This is a genomic window from Pseudomonas sp. TE12234 (genome assembly GCF_054061835.1).
Genome location: NZ_JBSSEP010000004.1, coordinates 172,874 through 187,766, shown reverse-complemented (window position 1 = coordinate 187,766; position 14,893 = coordinate 172,874). Strand labels below are relative to the sequence as shown.

Sequence of the window (14,893 nt, the reverse complement as noted above, 5' to 3'; positions counted from 1 at the left end):
ATCTAACGGGCTGCGTCCTCACGCCTCGGCCATGACGGCCAGCGCCTCGGCCTCCATGATCTGGAGGTCAGGAAATAGTTCGGGGATTTGCCGCTTCTTGATTCCGATGTAGCTAGCCACATCGCGAATTGACGTGTAGTCCAACCCGGTAGCACCGCATGCTCCGGTGCGCCATTGAGTGCTGAGCGCATTGAAGAGGCGGAAGACTGGCCAGTTGTCTGGCCAGATTTCCACGTCGTCCTCTTCGAAGTCGTCAGCTCCCAGGCCAAACAACGACAGCGTCTCTTCAGGCGCTCGCGCCCCGTACATCGCTTGCGCCGCGGCTATCAGTTTCCCCGGCGAGCTACCGCGTAGGCGGACTGGTATGTGTCGATAACAGCTGCCGGCGCGCCGACGCAGGTAGTGACCAGTTCCACAATTGCCGCATCCGAGAACGCATCATCAAACGCCCAGCCGACAACGATATCCTTCATTTGGCTGGCCTGTAGCTTGATCTCTGCAGCGGTTGTTTCCTCCCACGTCGCGCCTTCCTTGGCGGCTTCGGAAGCAGTCGCATCCCGCGCGGCGTTCCACTTGTCGAACATCGCCGACAGTTCGTTACGGTCACGGTACTTGAACTCGAACTCGACCTTGATTGGATCGAAACCGACACGCGGGATCTCGACTTCAGACTTGAACGTGGCGTTCTGGGCAATCTTGAAGCTGGCCATGTGGTTTCCTTACGACAGGTAGCGGACAGGAGCGGCCTGCAGGGCCAGGGAGACAGTGCGCGTCAGGATATTGCTGCGCGATACCGCCGGTTGCAGCGAGAACGAGGTGTAGGCGCCGTAGTACAACTTGTCGGTGCCTGGCAGGTTCAAGCGGGCGGCTTGTACGGTCTGCGCGAGGTCTGCGGCTTGGACAATTGGCACATAAGCCAGAGTAGGGTCATCTGCAACGGTCAGCACCATGCTCGCGGCGGCCTTGTCAGTAGGAAGCTGGCGACCTTGGGCATCTTCGAGGAACACGACGTCCTGGTAGCTCTGGTCGCCGCCGGAGAACGCCACATCGGTGATCTGCGGGATCTGCACCCAGGTCATGACCTTTTTCAGGCTGCCTGCCCCGGAGCCGGCCGGGAAGATGGTCGTGTTGGTCGTGTCGATCGTCTCAAGAGTGATCGCGGTGGCGGTCGCAGCCTTCACGCGGACAACCTTGTTGTTCAGCGCAGTCCAGCCGGAAGTCACCAGCAGGATGTCGCCAACCGACAGCGTGGCGCCGACGACGGTGCAGACCGCTTCGGAAGCGTTGGTGATGGCCGAGAAAGCGAGTGGAGCGGCGTAGGTGGCGGCGTGTTCGAACGTCGCGCCGTTTGGCAACTTGTAGCCCATGGGGGTTTCCTCTTTGCAGAAATGACAAAACCCGCTCAATGGCGGGTTCTGGGTTTGCCCAATGGGCGGATTAGGTGGTGGTGTCGGCCCGGTACTGGAACGACAGCGGCAGCGTTGTAGTCGTTTCGCCCTGCTGGGCGGAGGCGGTTGACATCGGCGAGCGGACGTAGACGGTGAAAGTCGTCTTGGTCAGGGCCAGGTTGTTCGGGAGTAGCGCGGCGATCTCGTCGGCGATCGACTCGGCAGCGCCCCGCCCTTCTCCCGCTTTCGTCACGACACTGACCTGAAAGACGCCACGGTAAGCCGTGTGCTTGCCTTCGAGGTCTTCGCTGGTCGTGTTGGCCGGCAGCAGGAAGGCGCGCAAGTAAGGCGAGCCGTCCGCCGGTGGCGTGAAGGCGACGTCCTCATAGGCAATCGGCAATGCCGTAACCCTGGCCGTGGCCCACGTCTTCAGGCGGCCTTCAAACAGGCTGCGAATGATTCGGTCACTCATTAGGGCAACTCCGAGACGGCTTTATCGATGAACATCTGCACTTCAAGGACTGAGATGCGGACCATGCCGGCGGGCGCCTGGGTCGAATGCCCGTACTCAAGCGACTGCCCATAAGGGAGATTGTTCATCATCCAGATAGTACCGACCTGGGTCGTGAAGCCCTGAATGACACCTCCCCCCTCGCCTTTCGAACCGTTGCCCGACGGGTCGATGCGCTCGAGCGTGCCAGTCTTGGCCACGTCAAACGACACTTGCCAGTTGCCCCGGAAGCGGCCGCCGACATACCCAGCGCCGGCGGTGAGGTCCATGCTGTCCTTGATCAGACGCCCGGGTTTCATTCGACCGTTCTTGGTCAGGTTGGCCGGATCGTTGCGCAGCTCGGCATTCAGCCGGGCGACTTCGTTGTTGTACTGGGTCGCGGTTGCGTTAGCCGCCCATAACTCGGGGTTGCCGACCGGGGATCGATCCACCACGGCGCTCAGCAGATCGATGGCGACCTTCTTGATAACCGTCTCGGCATTGGCTTCGGCCTTCTCGGCGAACGCCCTTAGATCCAGCGCAAAACTCATTTTCTGGCCTGCACACTGAAGCCGACGGCGAGGCCGGCGTAATCCCAAGGGTCAACGTTCTGGACGGTGTAGGTATCACCATCGAACAGGATCTTGTCCTGGCTGATCGGCTGCGGCGTATCGGTGCCGTCAAGCAGTAGCGGCGAGATCAGGATCTTCACGTCGCCTTGCTTGATGCGTGAGCCGTCGATATCGCGCTGGTTATAGTTCTCGCGGAAGCCTGAGCCATCGTATTGAACCGTGGTCGCCGGCGTTGTACCGCTTTCCGGATCATATTCACCAGTCGTGACGCGGAGCAGTGACAGTTCCAAGCCTTTGCCGCCCTTGCTGCGAGGCGCCAGCATTCGCGCTGCACTCGCCTTCGCCCGATCGTAGATATCCGACATCAGCTTCTACTCAGTGAGACCTGGCTGGATGACTGCAGAAGCCCAGAGAACTGCGCATAGGACTGCCGAACGGCGGCAGGCTTGCTGATGATGGGGCTTGCAGTCGAGTACTCGGTTTCAAGCGGGCCGACCTTCTCCCGGCTGATCGCGCCAAGTCGTTGCTCGGGCGGGGATAGATCGTCGGCATGAATCTCGGTGGCCAGGGCCATTTGCCCGGCCTTGATCTGCGCCGGGATGGCGTTGGATGGAAGCACCCAGCCATTCCGGCAGACGTTGAAGCGCGGCCATGCCAGCGCCTGGTCACGATTAACCGCCCGCCCCTTCCAGTTCATCGCATCCATCTGGAGCGCTGCCCGGCGCAATAGCGCTTCCTGCGACGGCGTGTCAGCCGGAATCACCCGGCCGAAGTTCGCCGCGTAGGCAACCAGTTCGGCAGCAGTGGCAAACGACTCGGCGCCGGCCACGATGGTGCCGTTTTCAATGATCAACATAGTGGCCTCATAGGTCATAGACCCAGCGCGGTGGTGTAGGCAGGAATGGCAAAGCCGGCGATGGTCACGTAGCCCGCTGCGTCTGGGTGGGTTCCGTCTTGCGTGGTGAATCCAGTCCAGGTAGTCGGGTCAATCCACACAAGCTTGGGGTTCGCCTTGGCGTCCATCACACCTTTCAGAATGACGTTGGCTGCATCGACCAGAGATTGAGCCAAGGCGTTGGGCAGAATGCCGCGGCACAAGACCTTGCCATAACCCTTGGCCAGCAGCTTATCGATGCACAGCCCGTAGTCGGCCTGTTCGGTGGAATCGATGCCGTCTGAGGCGTTGTTCCCGCCAAGAGCAAGGATTGCCACGTCATTGGTCGTCACGGTGCGCAGCGGCAGAACGTTGTCGAGCATGGTCTTGCCGCCGCCGACTGTCTGCCCACTGATGCCGTTGGTGCTGCCGACGAACCCAAGGGCCGCCGCGACTCGCATGGTCTCGGTGTCCGACGACGTGGCGCCAGGCCCTGAGCCGAACGTGATCGAGTCGCCGTACTGATCCAGGCGCCGACGAGTGCCGATGTCCAGGAACGCCGAGTCGGCTGATACGCAGAAGGTGCCGCCGGTGTCCTTGTAGTTGCCATCATCCCAAACGTTGTAGGTCGATACCGACCCGTCGCAAGGGATGAACAAAGCCCGGGGCGGGAACGCGCCTTCATCAGCGGCCGAGTAGTAGACGGCTGGGCCACCGTTCTGGCTGACGCCTACCTTGCGGGTGCCGTTGAGCGTGACCGCCAGCTTGGTGAACGCGCCCTTGATCTTGACCGAGTTGATGCAGGAGCCGTAGGTGGTGCCCTTCGGCGATGCAAGCGACGGCGTGTAGTTCGCCGCGTTGGCGATGACCGCGCCGCTGTACAGGCCGAGCGCCGAATCGGCACCTGGCTCAATCTTGCCGACAAATGTCTGTAGCGCCGGAGGCTGACCCGTTACTGCGAGCACGTTGCCGGAAGACGCGATGTACGGAGCGTCACCCATTGCAGCAACCCAGCGCACTTCGACGAATCTTGTTGCATGCGGCAGGCCGGTGAACAGCGTGTAGACCGATGCGACGTTCGGCGCGGCAGCAAATGCACCGCCATCGATGGCCACTTCCATCGATCCAGCGTTATCGCCAAAGTCCGATGGGTTGGTCAGCTTCGCTTCGGTGCCGGTTATGAACCCGCACCACACGGTAAGTGCGCCACGGGCGTAGATCCTCGCCGCATTTTTAGTCGTGCTGACAGAGCCAGTAAAGCCCAGTGAAACCTGCGCCGCGGTGAAGTTGACCGTCGTAGGGGCCGGCAATGAAATACTGCCATTGGCCCCGACGCCCTTGACGCCGCGCCAGATGCTCGCGCCCAGGCCGATCATCAGTACATCGCCACGATGCTGGAGGCGGTAGTGCCTGTCGACATCACTTTCTTGGCGCGTATCGGCAGGATCTGCCCGGCAGCCACCGCAACGAACACGACCGAAGCGGTACCATCTTCAGGCACGATTGCTACGTTACCGGCAGCCCCAACATAGAGCGAGCGAGGAAGTGGCGACAGAGTAGTGGTATCGCTCGGGGTTAAAGCGTATGCAGATGATGCAGGGCTGTCGGAGGTTCTGGACATTGCGGCGATCCTTCTGGATTAGGCTTCTTTCCAGCCAATCCGCTTGTGGTCAGCAAGGGCGGATGGATGAACTTCGAGGGTTTCGCCATCCTTGGTCACTGCGATCAGGTGGTAGTTGTCCACCTCTTCGTCGACAGGCTTTTTGGAGGCATCATCGATCGCTTCCTGCGCCTTTGCGGTGTACGCCGCCTGTTCTTCAGCCGACAGCAGCGCGAATTCTTCGGCCTTCAGGCCGCTCAGCTCAACGGCCTTTTCCAGCAGGGCCTTTGCTGCTTTTTGCTCTTTGGTCAAACCAGCCATGATTCATTTCCTCTTGAGCGGATGGGGGCCGAAGCCCCCACCCAATTCAGGCCTTAGCCCATGACGACGGCAACGTGCTCGCCCTGAACGACTTTGAAGCCGTAGGCGATGTGCAGCTGCCAGGTGGTCATGCCGTAACCAGCGATTTGCAGCAGGAGGTAAGTCATGCCGAATTTGTCGCTGATCAGGGTCTGGTTGATGATCGGGTTGGCCGGGATGATCGGCGCGCGCATTACGCCCACAACAGCAGAGCGCTCGAACGCGAGGTTCGGCACGTAGTTGTTGCCAATGGTCATGGCGTTGGCAGTCGGGATCACGATCTGGGCGCCTGGGCGACCGAGGGTGATGGTGCCCGGAGCGGCTACACCGTTGTTCACGACGTACTTGTTGCCAGTGTCGGCCGCGAAGGTCACGACGTCGCCAGCCAGCACTGTGCCGGAACCGGTAACCAGTGCAACGCTTGGAACGTCGATACCGGTCGAGCCGGAGGTGACGTAAGCGGTACCGGTGCCCTTGGTGTGCGCGGTGATACCGGCAGACTCGCGGATCGAGAAGCCGAACTGACGCAGCAGATCGCCGGAGCGACGTTCCTGGTCGTTACCCGCCTGATACGCCTGCTGGATGATGCCGAGCTTGCGGGCAGAGGTGCCAGCGCTCGAATCGATGCAGAGCTGCAGGTCGGCCATCGGTGCGCCGTTGTCGAACAGCACCTTGCGCACGTCAGGGATGATGTTGATGTCTGAGGCGAACGGGTTGGTGCCAGCGGTGCCGACGGCGCGGGTTGCGCCGACCTTGATCGCGGTGCAGGCGGCGACTTCGGCCTTGTTACGAAGAGCACGCATGCCCTGGGCGATCATCTGGCGCACCCACTCCTTGTCGGAGCCGGCGTTTTCCAGCGACTTGATCTGCTCGCCGGTCAGGTTCCAGTCGACGTAGTCGGTGTTGGTGATCTGAACCGACACGCCGTCAGCGGTCGCGTCGTCGCCGGTTGGCATCGCCATCGACGGGGTGAAGGACTTGACGGCACGGATCGGCGCGACTGGAACCTTGACTGTGTCACCAACGGCAACGCCTTTGTCGTCAAAGTCAGCGGTGATCGCGGAGATCACGCCGAACGGTTCGTTGGATACTTCCTGGGCGGCGCTGTACAGAACCGGCTGGAGAGCGGTGAAGATGTTGGCCATGTGGCGGTTTCCTTATGGCAATAAAAAACCCGCACATGGCGGGCCTGGGAGTTGGGTTTTGTTGATCAGCCTTTAATGCTGACGCCGCTTTCCATCGCTGCAGCCCGCTGCTTGGCAGGGAGTGCATCGAAGTCAGCCTGAGTCATCACTTTGGAGCCATTCCCGCCACCGTGGCCCGCGCCGCCGCCGTTGCCGGTAGCAGGGAACCAGTGAGGACGAGAGTCCTTCATTTCCGCAAACCACTCCTTGAGCGTCAGCGGCTTGCCGTCTTTGCCGTACTTGCCCTCGCGGGCGATGGGGTTGCCGTCGTCGTCCAGTTCGAAGTCGCGGGCTGCGGCGAGCATCGCGTCTTCCATAGCGAACTTGTGAACGCCGGCTTCAGTTGCGGCGCCCACCACTTCGCCCTTGAGGACGCGGGAGGCGAACTTTTCGGTGCGGCTGGATGCGTTGGCTGCTGCGTCTTGGGCGGCCTTCAGGTCTTTATCGAAGCCAGCCTTCATGCGGTCAGCACGTTTAGCCAGGACGGTATCGATGTCGCCCTTGGCAATCAGTTGGGCTTCTTCGTCGCTGGCGAACTTCGAAAGGATGCCGCGAACAGCATCGGGGTCGATGCCTTCGAAGGACTTGAGCTGGTCACCAGTGGCTTTCAGCTTGCCCAGCAGTTCGGTGTTCTTGGTCTTCAGGCCGGTTACCGCTTCACCAATGCGAGCGTCGATGATTGCCTGAAGTTCAGGAGTGATTTCCGGGCCTGACCCGCCACCACCGCCACCATTGCCGCCGTCACCGCCTTCACCACCACCCTCTTCCGCCATCAGCGGATACCACTTGCCGAAAATAAACATCTGCTAACCCCTTGGGTCTGTTGGCCGCCTGGCGGCAAATAAAAAGCCCCGTCATTGACGAGGCCTGTGTAAATCGCGTGCATAAAAAAGCCCCGGCGGATGCCAGGGCTCTGAAGCTCCATATTTTCTACCGGCCGATCGGTTCAGCGATCAGACCCTTCAGACGTAACATTCATCGGCTGAATAATCATCGAGTGTTGTCTCGACACAAATCTCGCTTGCGTGCTCCATTAGGTTCAGCTCGCACAGGCGTTGAAGTTCCATTTGAAACCTCAGCAGTTCAAATGTTTTCTTCTCTTTGTATGATATCGGCACATCAAGCTGCTTTTTGTCGAAACTCGACAAAAAGTAGTACTGATCGTCGTGATGGAAATAAAGATCAGTGATGAAAGCTGGCTGCCTCGACAGGCATGTAATATCCACATGAACGCTGTCGTATCGGTTGTAGACGATTATCTCCAAGTTTTCTTCGTTGGCCTCTTCCTGCTTTTTATAGAAATATATCGTCGTTCCTACAGCAGCAAGCGCGCCAGCGCCAGACACCCACCCTCCAAGCGCCGAAAACATCGGGATGAATAAATCCTTAAAATCCACAGCAATGAACGAGGCCCCGGTAGCTGCGCCTGCACCGAAGCCTAATATCGCAGTAATAGATGCAAGCCCTACGCAAATCAACGGCCAATAGTTCATGCCGCGTTACCCTTCCCCAATTTTAAGGGCGGCAATTTAGCATGAGAAGCCTTGCAGATTTAGCCTATATCGCTATCACGACACGCTCGCCTTTGAGCAGACAGCAGACGCAAAGCAGCGCCTTGGTCCCGCCAGTTGACTTGCCGTTCTTCATCAGGACGCCGATCTTCGTCTCGATCACTTCCCTGCCGCCGCAGCGATGGCACTGAACCATCGTCGCCGGCTTCGGCATGGCACGTACACGCTTGCGCACCTCTTCCGCCGGGGTGTCCGGAGCCTTGGTGCCATCGATGACGTGGAAGCGGGGTTTGTCGGTCATGCGGCGATCTTAGCAAACGCCGCAGCGTCCCGCTCTCTGATCTGGTCCAGCGTCATCCACTCACCCGTCGGCGTGTAGAAGTCTTCCAGGTCGAGCTTGCCATCCTTCAGCAGCTGATAGCGCGCCGGGCCGAGCACCTCGATCTTGCGGGCGTCCGACTGGCGGTTGAGCCATTCGCTGTAGGTGGTGTTCGCCGGGACTTGGCCATCCATACTGGCGCGCTGGGATGGCGTCATCTCGTCGATGTTCATGCCCAACTCTTTCCAGCTCTTGGTCACCGGTGCCGACGTCGACCGGCAGCACCAGTGGATCTTGCCCGGGCCTTGCAGCCAAAGCACCTTGTGACCGATGGGCTTGTGCGTGCTGACGGTGTACTGAAGCTGGTCGCGGATGCGGCACATCGGCGAGGTCTTGTTGTCGAGCGTGGACACCCAGCGCTCGGCCTTGAGGATGTCGTCGTTGGTCTTGTTGAACTCATCCCGCGCAGTCGCCGCGGTATGGCTCACCGCCGTCCTGACGACGCTCGCAAGGTCTTTGCGGGGGCGCTCAAGGAAGCCGTCTGCGTATCCAGACGCCCTGGTACCGCGAATGCTGCGAATGATCTGGTCAGTCGTCTTGCCTTCGAGGTAACCGGTGCGGATGGCGTTGCGGACCTTGACCATGCGGTCGGCGGCGATCTCTGTTCCCCAGTCCTTCAGCAATCTGCCTTGAAATGGTCGCGAGAGCGCAGCAGCATAGGCCTGCTCGGCACTGACACTGGCCATCGGAAAACGAACCAACACAGGATCGGGTAGCACCGTCTCGAACAGCGACTGCTGCCAGCTGACCTCATAGCCTGCCAGTTCCTTCAGGTCGCTCAGTAGCTCTTGGGCGACCTGAGCGTAAGCCTGAGTGTTGATCAGCCTTACCTGATCCAGCAGCAGCTCCAGCCGCTCAACCGTGAAGGACTCAGCCGGCAACCGCTCCAATGCAGCAGACAGAGCGGCCGAAAGGTCAGCATCCGACCGGTTCAGCAGTGCAATGATTCGCCGGACCACGCCAACCTTGTACTTTTCGAGCGACACCGCGTGCGCGATCTGCTCGTCTTCGAGGACCTGGTTGACGGTTGGCATTTAGAGCACTCCGAGGCTCGGCCCCTGTTCGGCGATCTTGGCTTTCTCTTCGTCCCACTTGATATCGCTCGACACCACATTGCGGCGCTGCATCTCGGAGAACAGTGTCTCGTCTGACAGTCGCCCTTGCGATGCCATGTTGAGCAGCAGTGGCAAGGTCGTCTCAGGCGCGAAGTCGATGTCGAAGTTGCCCTGCACCTGGACGTGACCACCTTCCGGCAGCCCGCTCAACTCGGCGAAGTGCTGAAGGATCTGATCCAGCGAGTCCTCAAGGCCGCTCGCCATGGTCTGAAGTGGGCTCATCTCCTGAGCGGCTTCTTCCTCGGCCTGCGTGGCAGTCTTGACGGACTTCGTCTCTTTCTGGAGCAGCTTGGCGCCGGCGACACGCATCTGGTCTTCAAGGTCGGCCAGCGACGTGCGGCCAGCCTCGATCGAGGCTCCGGTGTGCTCGACCCACTCCATTTTACCGTTGGTTGGCAGCTTGGTGGCGGCAGCAGTGCCGACCTTCAGCTCCCAGGTATCGTCGTCGATGCCAGAGATTGCTAGCATCGGCACCCGGGCAACGTGAAGGATGTTGTCCTGATCGCTCTGGGACTGCCAGTGCTTGGCGTTTAGGTAGGCAAGTTCCAGCAGTGGCGGCTTGGCGGTCATGAAGCCTGTGCGATCAGTGTAGAGCGTCGTCAGCGGGATGTGATCGAGAGAGGTAGGCCCCTTATCGTACAGAGCCCACGTCTTCACGCCCTTGGCATCAGTCTGCTCACGGTAGGTCATCCAGGCGCCCGGGATCAGCACACGGATCTGGTTGATGCACTTGATGCCGAAGAGGCCATCTTCTTCCTCGACCGACTCCATGTAGCGGAACTGGGTCAGGACGTGCTCGCCATCGTTGTTGCTGGTACGCCAGCCAATCACCTGTTGAGGGCGGATCATGATGGCATAAGGGCGAGCCTTGACGGCTTGAGCATCGGCCAGGGTGACCAACTGCTCAGTATCGCCGCTCGGCTTGATGTTCGGGTACTCAGCCAATGCATGGCACAGGCCGTGTGACAGCGCCTGGGTGAAGAACGACTTCGCCCAGACCTGCAGGTTGTTACCCTGGCGGTCGAAGTCTTCGGTGAAATCGACAACCGCCGGCGGAACGTCCTCGCCCAGCACGATCGGCTCGGCGAATACGCGGCCCGTGTTGTTCTTGACCGTCTCGCGGTAAGCCGGGAACAGGGTAGAAAGGCTCAAGCGCTTGCGATAATCCTCGGGCTCTTCCTTCGGCCACTTCGGCAGCAGCAGTTCGCCAGCCTCGCGCATCGCCCGGGTGCCGCCCATCAAAGGATCGACGATAGCCCAGTCTTCGCGCATGGCGTCCACTGCCGGCAGCGTTTTGCTTGGGTCGTCAGACATAGTCAGATTCTCAGAGGTGCGGTGGATGCGGTGCGTTTGACGATCGGGAAGCGCTTGATGATGAAGTAGCCCAATGCGTCGTTCGGGTCTTCCGTGCCGTCTTTGTTCGGTTCGCCCTGGTCGTTATAGGTTTGCTGTTCAAGCACGCCTGTTGCGACCGGGCAGAGTTCGGTGTTGACCTTATAGCGCCGCTCGCCTTCACCATTGAGGAACATGGCGTTGACGGACAGCACGCGGTCACGCACGGCAGGGTTTGCCGGGTTGACGACAAGGGTGAATCCAGCCGTCTTCAGCAAGCTGTGATCCGTCTCGCTACCATTGACGCTCTTGCGGTTCTTGCCGCTGGCGTCGGGGTAGATCGAGATGTGATGGTCGGGGTACTTCTCTTTCAAGGCTACGATCATCGCCGGCGTGTCGAACACGTGCGTGATCTCGCCAAGCAGTAACGGCAGTCCGTCACGGATGACGTGAACCATCGCGGCCATGCGGCTGATGTTGAAGTCCATGCCGACATGCAGCGCTTCACCTGGCCTGATCGTCTCGCTGGTGTGGTTGAGCATCCGGTCGAAGCTCGGGTACACGCTGCCTGACACCAGGTTGACGAACTTGCCATCGATATAGGCGTCTACGAGGTTCGCCGGGTACGACTCCTTGAGCGACCCGATGTAGTCCTTCGGCAGGTTCTTCGCGTTGTCGCGCGTACTGGCATGCACAATGCCGTACAGCGGGCGCTGACTCGGGTTAGCGGCCAACTCACGCACGAACTTGCGATAGACCCAGTTGAAGCCCTCGGGCGTGGTTGTGACGTCAATCGTGTTCTGATCACGGCTTGCCCATACAGTGGACATCCGCGCAATGATCTTTTTCCACGCGCTGTCGGCCTTCTTGATCGGCATGCAGTCGATCTCATCGACCAAGGCGTGCGCAATGTTGAAACCGACGATACGGTGCGGGTGCTCCATGCTCTTGCACACGATGGTGCTCAGGCAGCGCCCAAGGTTGTCACGCAGGTAAACGCGCTTCTTGCTGGCGACGATGTCGGCGAACAGGCCGAACGCCTCTGCAACCTCTGGCATCGTCTCGAAGAAGATGTCTGCGATCTGCGGATAGGTCGGAGCGAAGTAGCCCTGCGGAATGCCAGGGTGCTCCAGTGCGTTGATGCACATCCGCACGCAACCCACGAACGTCTTTCCGCTACGGTAGCCGCCAACGAACGCCGAGAACTTCTTGGGGTGGCTGATGAACTCGAACTGCGGCTTATTCAGCTTCAGGGTCGCTTGCATCTTCAACCCCGATGATTACTTGTTTCGGCTCGGGCAGACCTTTGTTCGGGTCTTCCAGTTCGCGGCGGAGCTTCTCGTTGGTGAGCCGCTTGTTTTCGATCTCAATGCGCTTCAGTTCGGTATCAAGCTCGGCATGACCTGGTGCAGCGAACATGCCGAGATGCCGCCCGATATCGACCAGCGCACCCTTCTTATCATGCAACTTGACCTTCAGACCATCTCGGCTCTGGGATACCTCGGCAATAGCGCCGGCAATTTCGTCATCGATCTCGCTTGAGTCGATAAGAGCAAGCCCGTGATAAGGGACCATGTCGCCGGATTCATCATCCTCGGCTTCGACCATTCGGACCTGTGTATCTCCCCAGCGAACAACCTTACGGATGTCGCTGAAGCCGATCTTGGCCAGTTCACGCAGAACCATGTCCTGGGTGATTTCCACCCGACCCGAGCGAGCCTGCATCCCTTTTGCGATGGCTGACTGAATGTCAGGTTTTGTCAGGTTCTCGTTACTTATGGATCTGGCTGTCTTTTCGCTGTAACCCGCACGGATAGCCGCTTGCGTGGCGTTCAGGTCTATCAGGTACTCATCGACGAAGCGCTGCTGTTTCGCTGTCAGCGCCATAGGGATTCCTTGAGACTTTGGTGCCTCGCTGGGGCAGGACTTGAAATGTTGAATTTATGCCCACATTGATGAGCATCAAATCAATGCAAGGAATAGCGTAATGGCTGAACAAACGAAAATCGGACTCAACGCAGTTGCCTACGTGCAGACCAGTGACTCAAAGGCGAAACGTGCATATGCGGTAGCGGCCGCGCTTGAGCTCATTGCTGTTCGAGTACTCAACAACCAGTCAAGCGACGTGCTAGGCGATGAGCTTGCCAAGCTTTCGACTTATGCAGATCAGATCCAAGAAGCGTTGAAAGTTAAAGCGAATTGATCCACCCGTGCCGCACTCACCTGCGGCACACCACCAACTGATCTTGCAGAGACGAACAATGCATAAGTACGAACTGAATTATGAGCGAATGAACGCACCACAGACCAAAGCCGGCGAAGCTCCAGAGCGGATCGACGCTCATGAGTTGCTACTGGAAGTGTTGGGACTCGGCCGGGGCGGTCAAATCCTCGGGACCAAGAGCCTCAAGGAATCGCTCGAGCTTATGCAATTCACTAACGTCAGCGTTACTTGGCTGTAGGGCGAGCGCCCACAGTCAACGTTCTGATCTTGCCGCCAGTGCAGCTATCACGCTTCATGGCCATCTCGACGGCCTGGTACGCGGTTGCGCCCATGTCCATTGCCGTCAGCGCATAGCTTGAGCCGCTACCAATCGCATACGGCCGCTCCATGAGGATTGGCGTCTTGCACAGGCCTTCGTTCACATCGTAGGCGGCATAACAAAGCGAGTTCCCGTCGTACACCAGCGCCGACGCTTCGACAGCCACGGTGAAGGTCTCGCCGAACCAGGCGCCAATCAGCTTGGCGTAGTCGCATAGATACCCGCAAAGTACAAAGCTCACACCGTCGCGCTCTATGACATTGTCGTAATCGTCATAGGTGATGGTCGTGCCATTGGTGATTCGGGCATCACAGGCGATCACGCCGTCTTTGTAGGCAATGGTCGTCATGGCTTGCCCTCTTCACCTGGTTCAATCTCGCGGTACCGGGTCGCCCTTCTGGCCTGGGCTTCGAGCTTGTCGGTATCGACATCGAGGTTCATCAGGTAAGCGAAGGTGTTGACCGCCGCCACGTAGAAGCGGAACCACCATGGGTGATAGGCCTTCAGCACAAGTCGTCTGGCCATATCGTCACCATGGGAAGCGCAATATATTGCCCTTATTCCGAGCTTTCTCGGCCTATTAGCGCAATATATTGCGTTTAGAGAGTGGAGCCCGCACGAAGCCAGGCACCCTTTGGTTTACACGGCTGACTTGTCTTCGACGGGAGTCAGCGATGACTGAGGAATTGCCCGGGCGATACCGATCGCCAGACCAATGATTGCGTTACCGGCTGCCCATACGCTTGGACTGAGCAGAGCCTGAAACGAAGGCCAGTAGGTCGCGGTCACGTTCAGCAGCACCAACAGAGACGCCAGTTGAACGCTGTACATCTTCCAGAGCTGTTGCCATTGGGGAATTAGGTTCATGTCTTGTCCGCCTTGGTGGGGTCGTTGTTAAGGCATTGCTCGCAGTGCAGGTATCGGCATAGCCAGCCTTTGACGCGGGGCCAGTGGTTGGCGACGAACCAGTGCCGAAGTCCAGCCAATGCAAGTGCTCCGTGAAAGGTGACGCCGGCCGTTGATGGGGTAACGAACACCGTCTCGGCCCGGGTGACGATCGCGAACCCGGTCACCATGATCGTCGCGTAGACGACCTTACCGACAATCCCGTCATGGACCCGCGCACTCAACATGCACCACATCGCCCACAGGCTGATGATGCCAATGAACAGGGTGCTCAACGTTTGAATGTTCATGGATTAACCCCCTCCGAACTTCGAGCGTACTAGCGCCCAAAGGTCAGCGGCTTTAATGGCGCGATTGACGGCAGTCATCAGCGATCCACCGAAGGCGCCAAGGAGGAATCCGACACCAGTCACGTTGCTGGGGTCTGTGATGCTGAGGTATGTGCTAACGATCCCGGTCAGGTACATGGCGCAGGCTAGACCGGTGATGAGGAATACCACCCAGGCCTTCCAGTCCGTCAGATCATCCTTGTGCCACCAGCTTGCGACGATGGCCCCGATAAAGCCGGCAACGATCCATTCGGTCTTGTCGAGCAGGCGATGAATGAATTCCATGCGCTCGACCTCTCAGTTGCATGTG

Annotated in this window: 25 protein-coding genes; 2 read left to right on the top strand and 23 right to left on the bottom strand. The window is 59.2% G+C overall.

Features of this window, described 5'->3' with window-relative positions:
• Positions 1 to 18 precede the first annotated feature (18 nt).
• The 18 genes from ACVWYU_RS09095 to ACVWYU_RS09010 all read right to left on the bottom strand — a co-directional run bounded on the left by ACVWYU_RS09095 (position 19) and on the right by ACVWYU_RS09010 (position 12,692).
• Positions 19 to 309: a DUF1799 domain-containing protein gene (locus ACVWYU_RS09095; protein ID WP_457372508.1), complete on the bottom strand. Its 291-nt coding sequence runs from the start codon at positions 307 to 309 to the stop codon at positions 19 to 21.
• A gap of 17 nt (positions 310 to 326) precedes the next feature.
• Complete coding sequence (locus ACVWYU_RS09090; RefSeq protein ID WP_457372507.1) at positions 327 to 710, bottom strand: phage tail assembly chaperone; 384 nt, start codon at positions 708 to 710, stop codon at positions 327 to 329.
• A 9-nt stretch (positions 711 to 719) separates the two neighbouring features.
• Positions 720 to 1,367 carry a phage tail protein gene (locus ACVWYU_RS09085; RefSeq protein ID WP_457372506.1) on the bottom strand — a complete coding sequence of 216 codons (648 nt, stop codon included), beginning with the start codon at positions 1,365 to 1,367 and terminating at the stop codon, positions 720 to 722.
• Positions 1,368 to 1,437: 70 nt separating this feature from the next.
• Positions 1,438 to 1,860: a phage tail terminator-like protein gene (locus ACVWYU_RS09080; protein WP_457372505.1), complete on the bottom strand. Its 423-nt coding sequence runs from the start codon at positions 1,858 to 1,860 to the stop codon at positions 1,438 to 1,440.
• Positions 1,860 to 2,429, bottom strand: a complete 570-nt coding sequence (locus ACVWYU_RS09075) for a hypothetical protein (RefSeq protein ID WP_457372504.1) — start codon at positions 2,427 to 2,429, stop codon at positions 1,860 to 1,862. Before ACVWYU_RS09075 ends, ACVWYU_RS09080 begins: the two co-directional genes overlap by 1 nt.
• Positions 2,426 to 2,815, bottom strand: a complete 390-nt coding sequence (locus tag ACVWYU_RS09070) for a hypothetical protein (protein WP_457372503.1) — start codon at positions 2,813 to 2,815, stop codon at positions 2,426 to 2,428. Before ACVWYU_RS09070 ends, ACVWYU_RS09075 begins: the two co-directional genes overlap by 4 nt.
• A complete protein-coding gene (locus ACVWYU_RS09065; protein ID WP_457372502.1) occupies positions 2,815 to 3,306 on the bottom strand; it encodes a DnaT-like ssDNA-binding protein in 492 nt (163 codons plus the stop codon). The genes ACVWYU_RS09070 and ACVWYU_RS09065 overlap by 1 nt, the downstream gene beginning before the upstream one ends.
• Before the next feature lie 14 nt (positions 3,307 to 3,320).
• Entirely contained in the window at positions 3,321 to 4,700 is a 1,380-nt protein-coding gene (locus ACVWYU_RS09060) for an SGNH/GDSL hydrolase family protein (RefSeq protein ID WP_457372501.1), read from the bottom strand.
• Positions 4,700 to 4,945, bottom strand: a complete 246-nt coding sequence (locus tag ACVWYU_RS09055; protein WP_457372500.1) for a spike base protein, RCAP_Rcc01079 family — start codon at positions 4,943 to 4,945, stop codon at positions 4,700 to 4,702. Before ACVWYU_RS09055 ends, ACVWYU_RS09060 begins: the two co-directional genes overlap by 1 nt.
• 18 nt (positions 4,946 to 4,963) lie before the next feature.
• The gene (locus ACVWYU_RS09050) at positions 4,964 to 5,245 is read right to left on the bottom strand and encodes a hypothetical protein (RefSeq protein WP_457372499.1); all 282 of its coding nucleotides are present in this window, start codon (positions 5,243 to 5,245) and stop codon (positions 4,964 to 4,966) included.
• A gap of 53 nt (positions 5,246 to 5,298) precedes the next feature.
• The gene (locus tag ACVWYU_RS09045) at positions 5,299 to 6,429 is read right to left on the bottom strand and encodes a P22 coat - protein 5 family protein (RefSeq protein ID WP_457372498.1); all 1,131 of its coding nucleotides are present in this window, start codon (positions 6,427 to 6,429) and stop codon (positions 5,299 to 5,301) included.
• A gap of 65 nt (positions 6,430 to 6,494) precedes the next feature.
• Complete coding sequence (locus ACVWYU_RS09040) at positions 6,495 to 7,271, bottom strand: hypothetical protein (RefSeq protein ID WP_457372497.1); 777 nt, start codon at positions 7,269 to 7,271, stop codon at positions 6,495 to 6,497.
• 159 nt (positions 7,272 to 7,430) lie between these two features.
• Positions 7,431 to 7,961, bottom strand: a complete 531-nt coding sequence (locus ACVWYU_RS09035; protein ID WP_457372496.1) for a hypothetical protein — start codon at positions 7,959 to 7,961, stop codon at positions 7,431 to 7,433.
• A gap of 64 nt (positions 7,962 to 8,025) precedes the next feature.
• Positions 8,026 to 8,280 (bottom strand): hypothetical protein, encoded by a 255-nt coding sequence (locus tag ACVWYU_RS09030; RefSeq protein WP_457372495.1) that lies wholly within the window; start codon positions 8,278 to 8,280, stop codon positions 8,026 to 8,028.
• Positions 8,277 to 9,392, bottom strand: coding sequence for a hypothetical protein (locus tag ACVWYU_RS09025; protein ID WP_457372494.1), 1,116 nt, complete (start codon positions 9,390 to 9,392; stop codon positions 8,277 to 8,279). The genes ACVWYU_RS09030 and ACVWYU_RS09025 overlap by 4 nt, the downstream gene beginning before the upstream one ends.
• Positions 9,393 to 10,787 (bottom strand): DUF4055 domain-containing protein, encoded by a 1,395-nt coding sequence (locus ACVWYU_RS09020; protein ID WP_457372493.1) that lies wholly within the window; start codon positions 10,785 to 10,787, stop codon positions 9,393 to 9,395.
• Between the two features lie 2 nt (positions 10,788 to 10,789).
• The gene (locus ACVWYU_RS09015) at positions 10,790 to 12,070 is read right to left on the bottom strand and encodes a terminase large subunit domain-containing protein (RefSeq protein WP_457372492.1); all 1,281 of its coding nucleotides are present in this window, start codon (positions 12,068 to 12,070) and stop codon (positions 10,790 to 10,792) included.
• A complete protein-coding gene (locus ACVWYU_RS09010) occupies positions 12,045 to 12,692 on the bottom strand; it encodes a terminase small subunit (RefSeq protein WP_457372491.1) in 648 nt (215 codons plus the stop codon). Before ACVWYU_RS09010 ends, ACVWYU_RS09015 begins: the two co-directional genes overlap by 26 nt.
• Positions 12,693 to 12,792: 100 nt before the next feature.
• Between ACVWYU_RS09010 and ACVWYU_RS09005 the strand changes: the two genes are divergently transcribed.
• Both ACVWYU_RS09005 and ACVWYU_RS09000 read left to right on the top strand, forming a co-directional pair.
• Complete coding sequence (locus ACVWYU_RS09005) at positions 12,793 to 13,008, top strand: hypothetical protein (protein WP_457372490.1); 216 nt, start codon at positions 12,793 to 12,795, stop codon at positions 13,006 to 13,008.
• Positions 13,009 to 13,066: 58 nt separating this feature from the next.
• Positions 13,067 to 13,267, top strand: coding sequence for a hypothetical protein (locus tag ACVWYU_RS09000; protein WP_457372489.1), 201 nt, complete (start codon positions 13,067 to 13,069; stop codon positions 13,265 to 13,267).
• On the opposite strand, the gene ACVWYU_RS08995 is transcribed toward ACVWYU_RS09000, so the two are convergent.
• The 5 genes from ACVWYU_RS08995 to ACVWYU_RS08975 form a co-directional block, all read right to left on the bottom strand.
• A complete protein-coding gene (locus ACVWYU_RS08995; protein ID WP_457372488.1) occupies positions 13,254 to 13,697 on the bottom strand; it encodes a proteasome subunit beta in 444 nt (147 codons plus the stop codon). The two genes, ACVWYU_RS09000 and ACVWYU_RS08995, sit on opposite strands and share 14 nt — an antisense overlap.
• On the bottom strand, positions 13,694 to 13,873 hold the full coding sequence (locus ACVWYU_RS08990) for a hypothetical protein (protein ID WP_457372487.1): 180 nt from the start codon (positions 13,871 to 13,873) through the stop codon (positions 13,694 to 13,696). Before ACVWYU_RS08990 ends, ACVWYU_RS08995 begins: the two co-directional genes overlap by 4 nt.
• Before the next feature lie 114 nt (positions 13,874 to 13,987).
• Positions 13,988 to 14,215, bottom strand: a complete 228-nt coding sequence (locus ACVWYU_RS08985; protein WP_457372486.1) for a DUF7940 domain-containing protein — start codon at positions 14,213 to 14,215, stop codon at positions 13,988 to 13,990.
• On the bottom strand, positions 14,212 to 14,544 hold the full coding sequence (locus ACVWYU_RS08980) for a hypothetical protein (RefSeq protein WP_457372485.1): 333 nt from the start codon (positions 14,542 to 14,544) through the stop codon (positions 14,212 to 14,214). Before ACVWYU_RS08980 ends, ACVWYU_RS08985 begins: the two co-directional genes overlap by 4 nt.
• A gap of 3 nt (positions 14,545 to 14,547) precedes the next feature.
• Positions 14,548 to 14,868, bottom strand: coding sequence for an MFS transporter (locus ACVWYU_RS08975; protein WP_457372484.1), 321 nt, complete (start codon positions 14,866 to 14,868; stop codon positions 14,548 to 14,550).
• Positions 14,869 to 14,893: the final 25 nt, after the last annotated feature.

Bases quoted from the DNA above. Each gene is read 5' to 3' on its own strand.
- ACVWYU_RS08980 (WP_457372485.1), bottom strand. From the start codon at position 14,544: ATGAACATTCAAACGTTGAGCACCCTGTTCATTGGCATCATCAGCCTG.
- ACVWYU_RS09060 (WP_457372501.1), bottom strand. From the start codon at position 4,700: ATGATCGGCCTGGGCGCGAGCATCTGGCGCGGCGTCAAGGGCGTCGGG.
- ACVWYU_RS09070 (WP_457372503.1), bottom strand. From the start codon at position 2,815: ATGTCGGATATCTACGATCGGGCGAAGGCGAGTGCAGCGCGAATGCTG.
- ACVWYU_RS09090 (WP_457372507.1), bottom strand. From the start codon at position 710: ATGGCCAGCTTCAAGATTGCCCAGAACGCCACGTTCAAGTCTGAAGTC.
- ACVWYU_RS09045 (WP_457372498.1), bottom strand. From the start codon at position 6,429: ATGGCCAACATCTTCACCGCTCTCCAGCCGGTTCTGTACAGCGCCGCC.
- ACVWYU_RS09075 (WP_457372504.1), bottom strand. From the start codon at position 2,429: ATGAGTTTTGCGCTGGATCTAAGGGCGTTCGCCGAGAAGGCCGAAGCC.
- ACVWYU_RS09005 (WP_457372490.1), top strand. From the start codon at position 12,793: ATGGCTGAACAAACGAAAATCGGACTCAACGCAGTTGCCTACGTGCAG.
- ACVWYU_RS09055 (WP_457372500.1), bottom strand. From the start codon at position 4,945: ATGTCCAGAACCTCCGACAGCCCTGCATCATCTGCATACGCTTTAACC.
- ACVWYU_RS09030 (WP_457372495.1), bottom strand. From the start codon at position 8,280: ATGACCGACAAACCCCGCTTCCACGTCATCGATGGCACCAAGGCTCCG.
- ACVWYU_RS09020 (WP_457372493.1), bottom strand. From the start codon at position 10,787: ATGTCTGACGACCCAAGCAAAACGCTGCCGGCAGTGGACGCCATGCGC.
- ACVWYU_RS09050 (WP_457372499.1), bottom strand. From the start codon at position 5,245: ATGGCTGGTTTGACCAAAGAGCAAAAAGCAGCAAAGGCCCTGCTGGAA.
- ACVWYU_RS09085 (WP_457372506.1), bottom strand. From the start codon at position 1,367: ATGGGCTACAAGTTGCCAAACGGCGCGACGTTCGAACACGCCGCCACC.
- ACVWYU_RS09025 (WP_457372494.1), bottom strand. From the start codon at position 9,392: ATGCCAACCGTCAACCAGGTCCTCGAAGACGAGCAGATCGCGCACGCG.
- ACVWYU_RS09065 (WP_457372502.1), bottom strand. From the start codon at position 3,306: ATGTTGATCATTGAAAACGGCACCATCGTGGCCGGCGCCGAGTCGTTT.
- ACVWYU_RS09040 (WP_457372497.1), bottom strand. From the start codon at position 7,271: ATGTTTATTTTCGGCAAGTGGTATCCGCTGATGGCGGAAGAGGGTGGT.
- ACVWYU_RS09000 (WP_457372489.1), top strand. From the start codon at position 13,067: ATGCATAAGTACGAACTGAATTATGAGCGAATGAACGCACCACAGACC.
- ACVWYU_RS08995 (WP_457372488.1), bottom strand. From the start codon at position 13,697: ATGACGACCATTGCCTACAAAGACGGCGTGATCGCCTGTGATGCCCGA.
- ACVWYU_RS08985 (WP_457372486.1), bottom strand. From the start codon at position 14,215: ATGAACCTAATTCCCCAATGGCAACAGCTCTGGAAGATGTACAGCGTT.
- ACVWYU_RS08975 (WP_457372484.1), bottom strand. From the start codon at position 14,868: ATGGAATTCATTCATCGCCTGCTCGACAAGACCGAATGGATCGTTGCC.
- ACVWYU_RS09010 (WP_457372491.1), bottom strand. From the start codon at position 12,692: ATGGCGCTGACAGCGAAACAGCAGCGCTTCGTCGATGAGTACCTGATA.
- ACVWYU_RS08990 (WP_457372487.1), bottom strand. From the start codon at position 13,873: ATGGCCAGACGACTTGTGCTGAAGGCCTATCACCCATGGTGGTTCCGC.
- ACVWYU_RS09035 (WP_457372496.1), bottom strand. From the start codon at position 7,961: ATGAACTATTGGCCGTTGATTTGCGTAGGGCTTGCATCTATTACTGCG.
- ACVWYU_RS09080 (WP_457372505.1), bottom strand. From the start codon at position 1,860: ATGAGTGACCGAATCATTCGCAGCCTGTTTGAAGGCCGCCTGAAGACG.
- ACVWYU_RS09015 (WP_457372492.1), bottom strand. From the start codon at position 12,070: ATGCAAGCGACCCTGAAGCTGAATAAGCCGCAGTTCGAGTTCATCAGC.
- ACVWYU_RS09095 (WP_457372508.1), bottom strand. From the start codon at position 309: ATGTACGGGGCGCGAGCGCCTGAAGAGACGCTGTCGTTGTTTGGCCTG.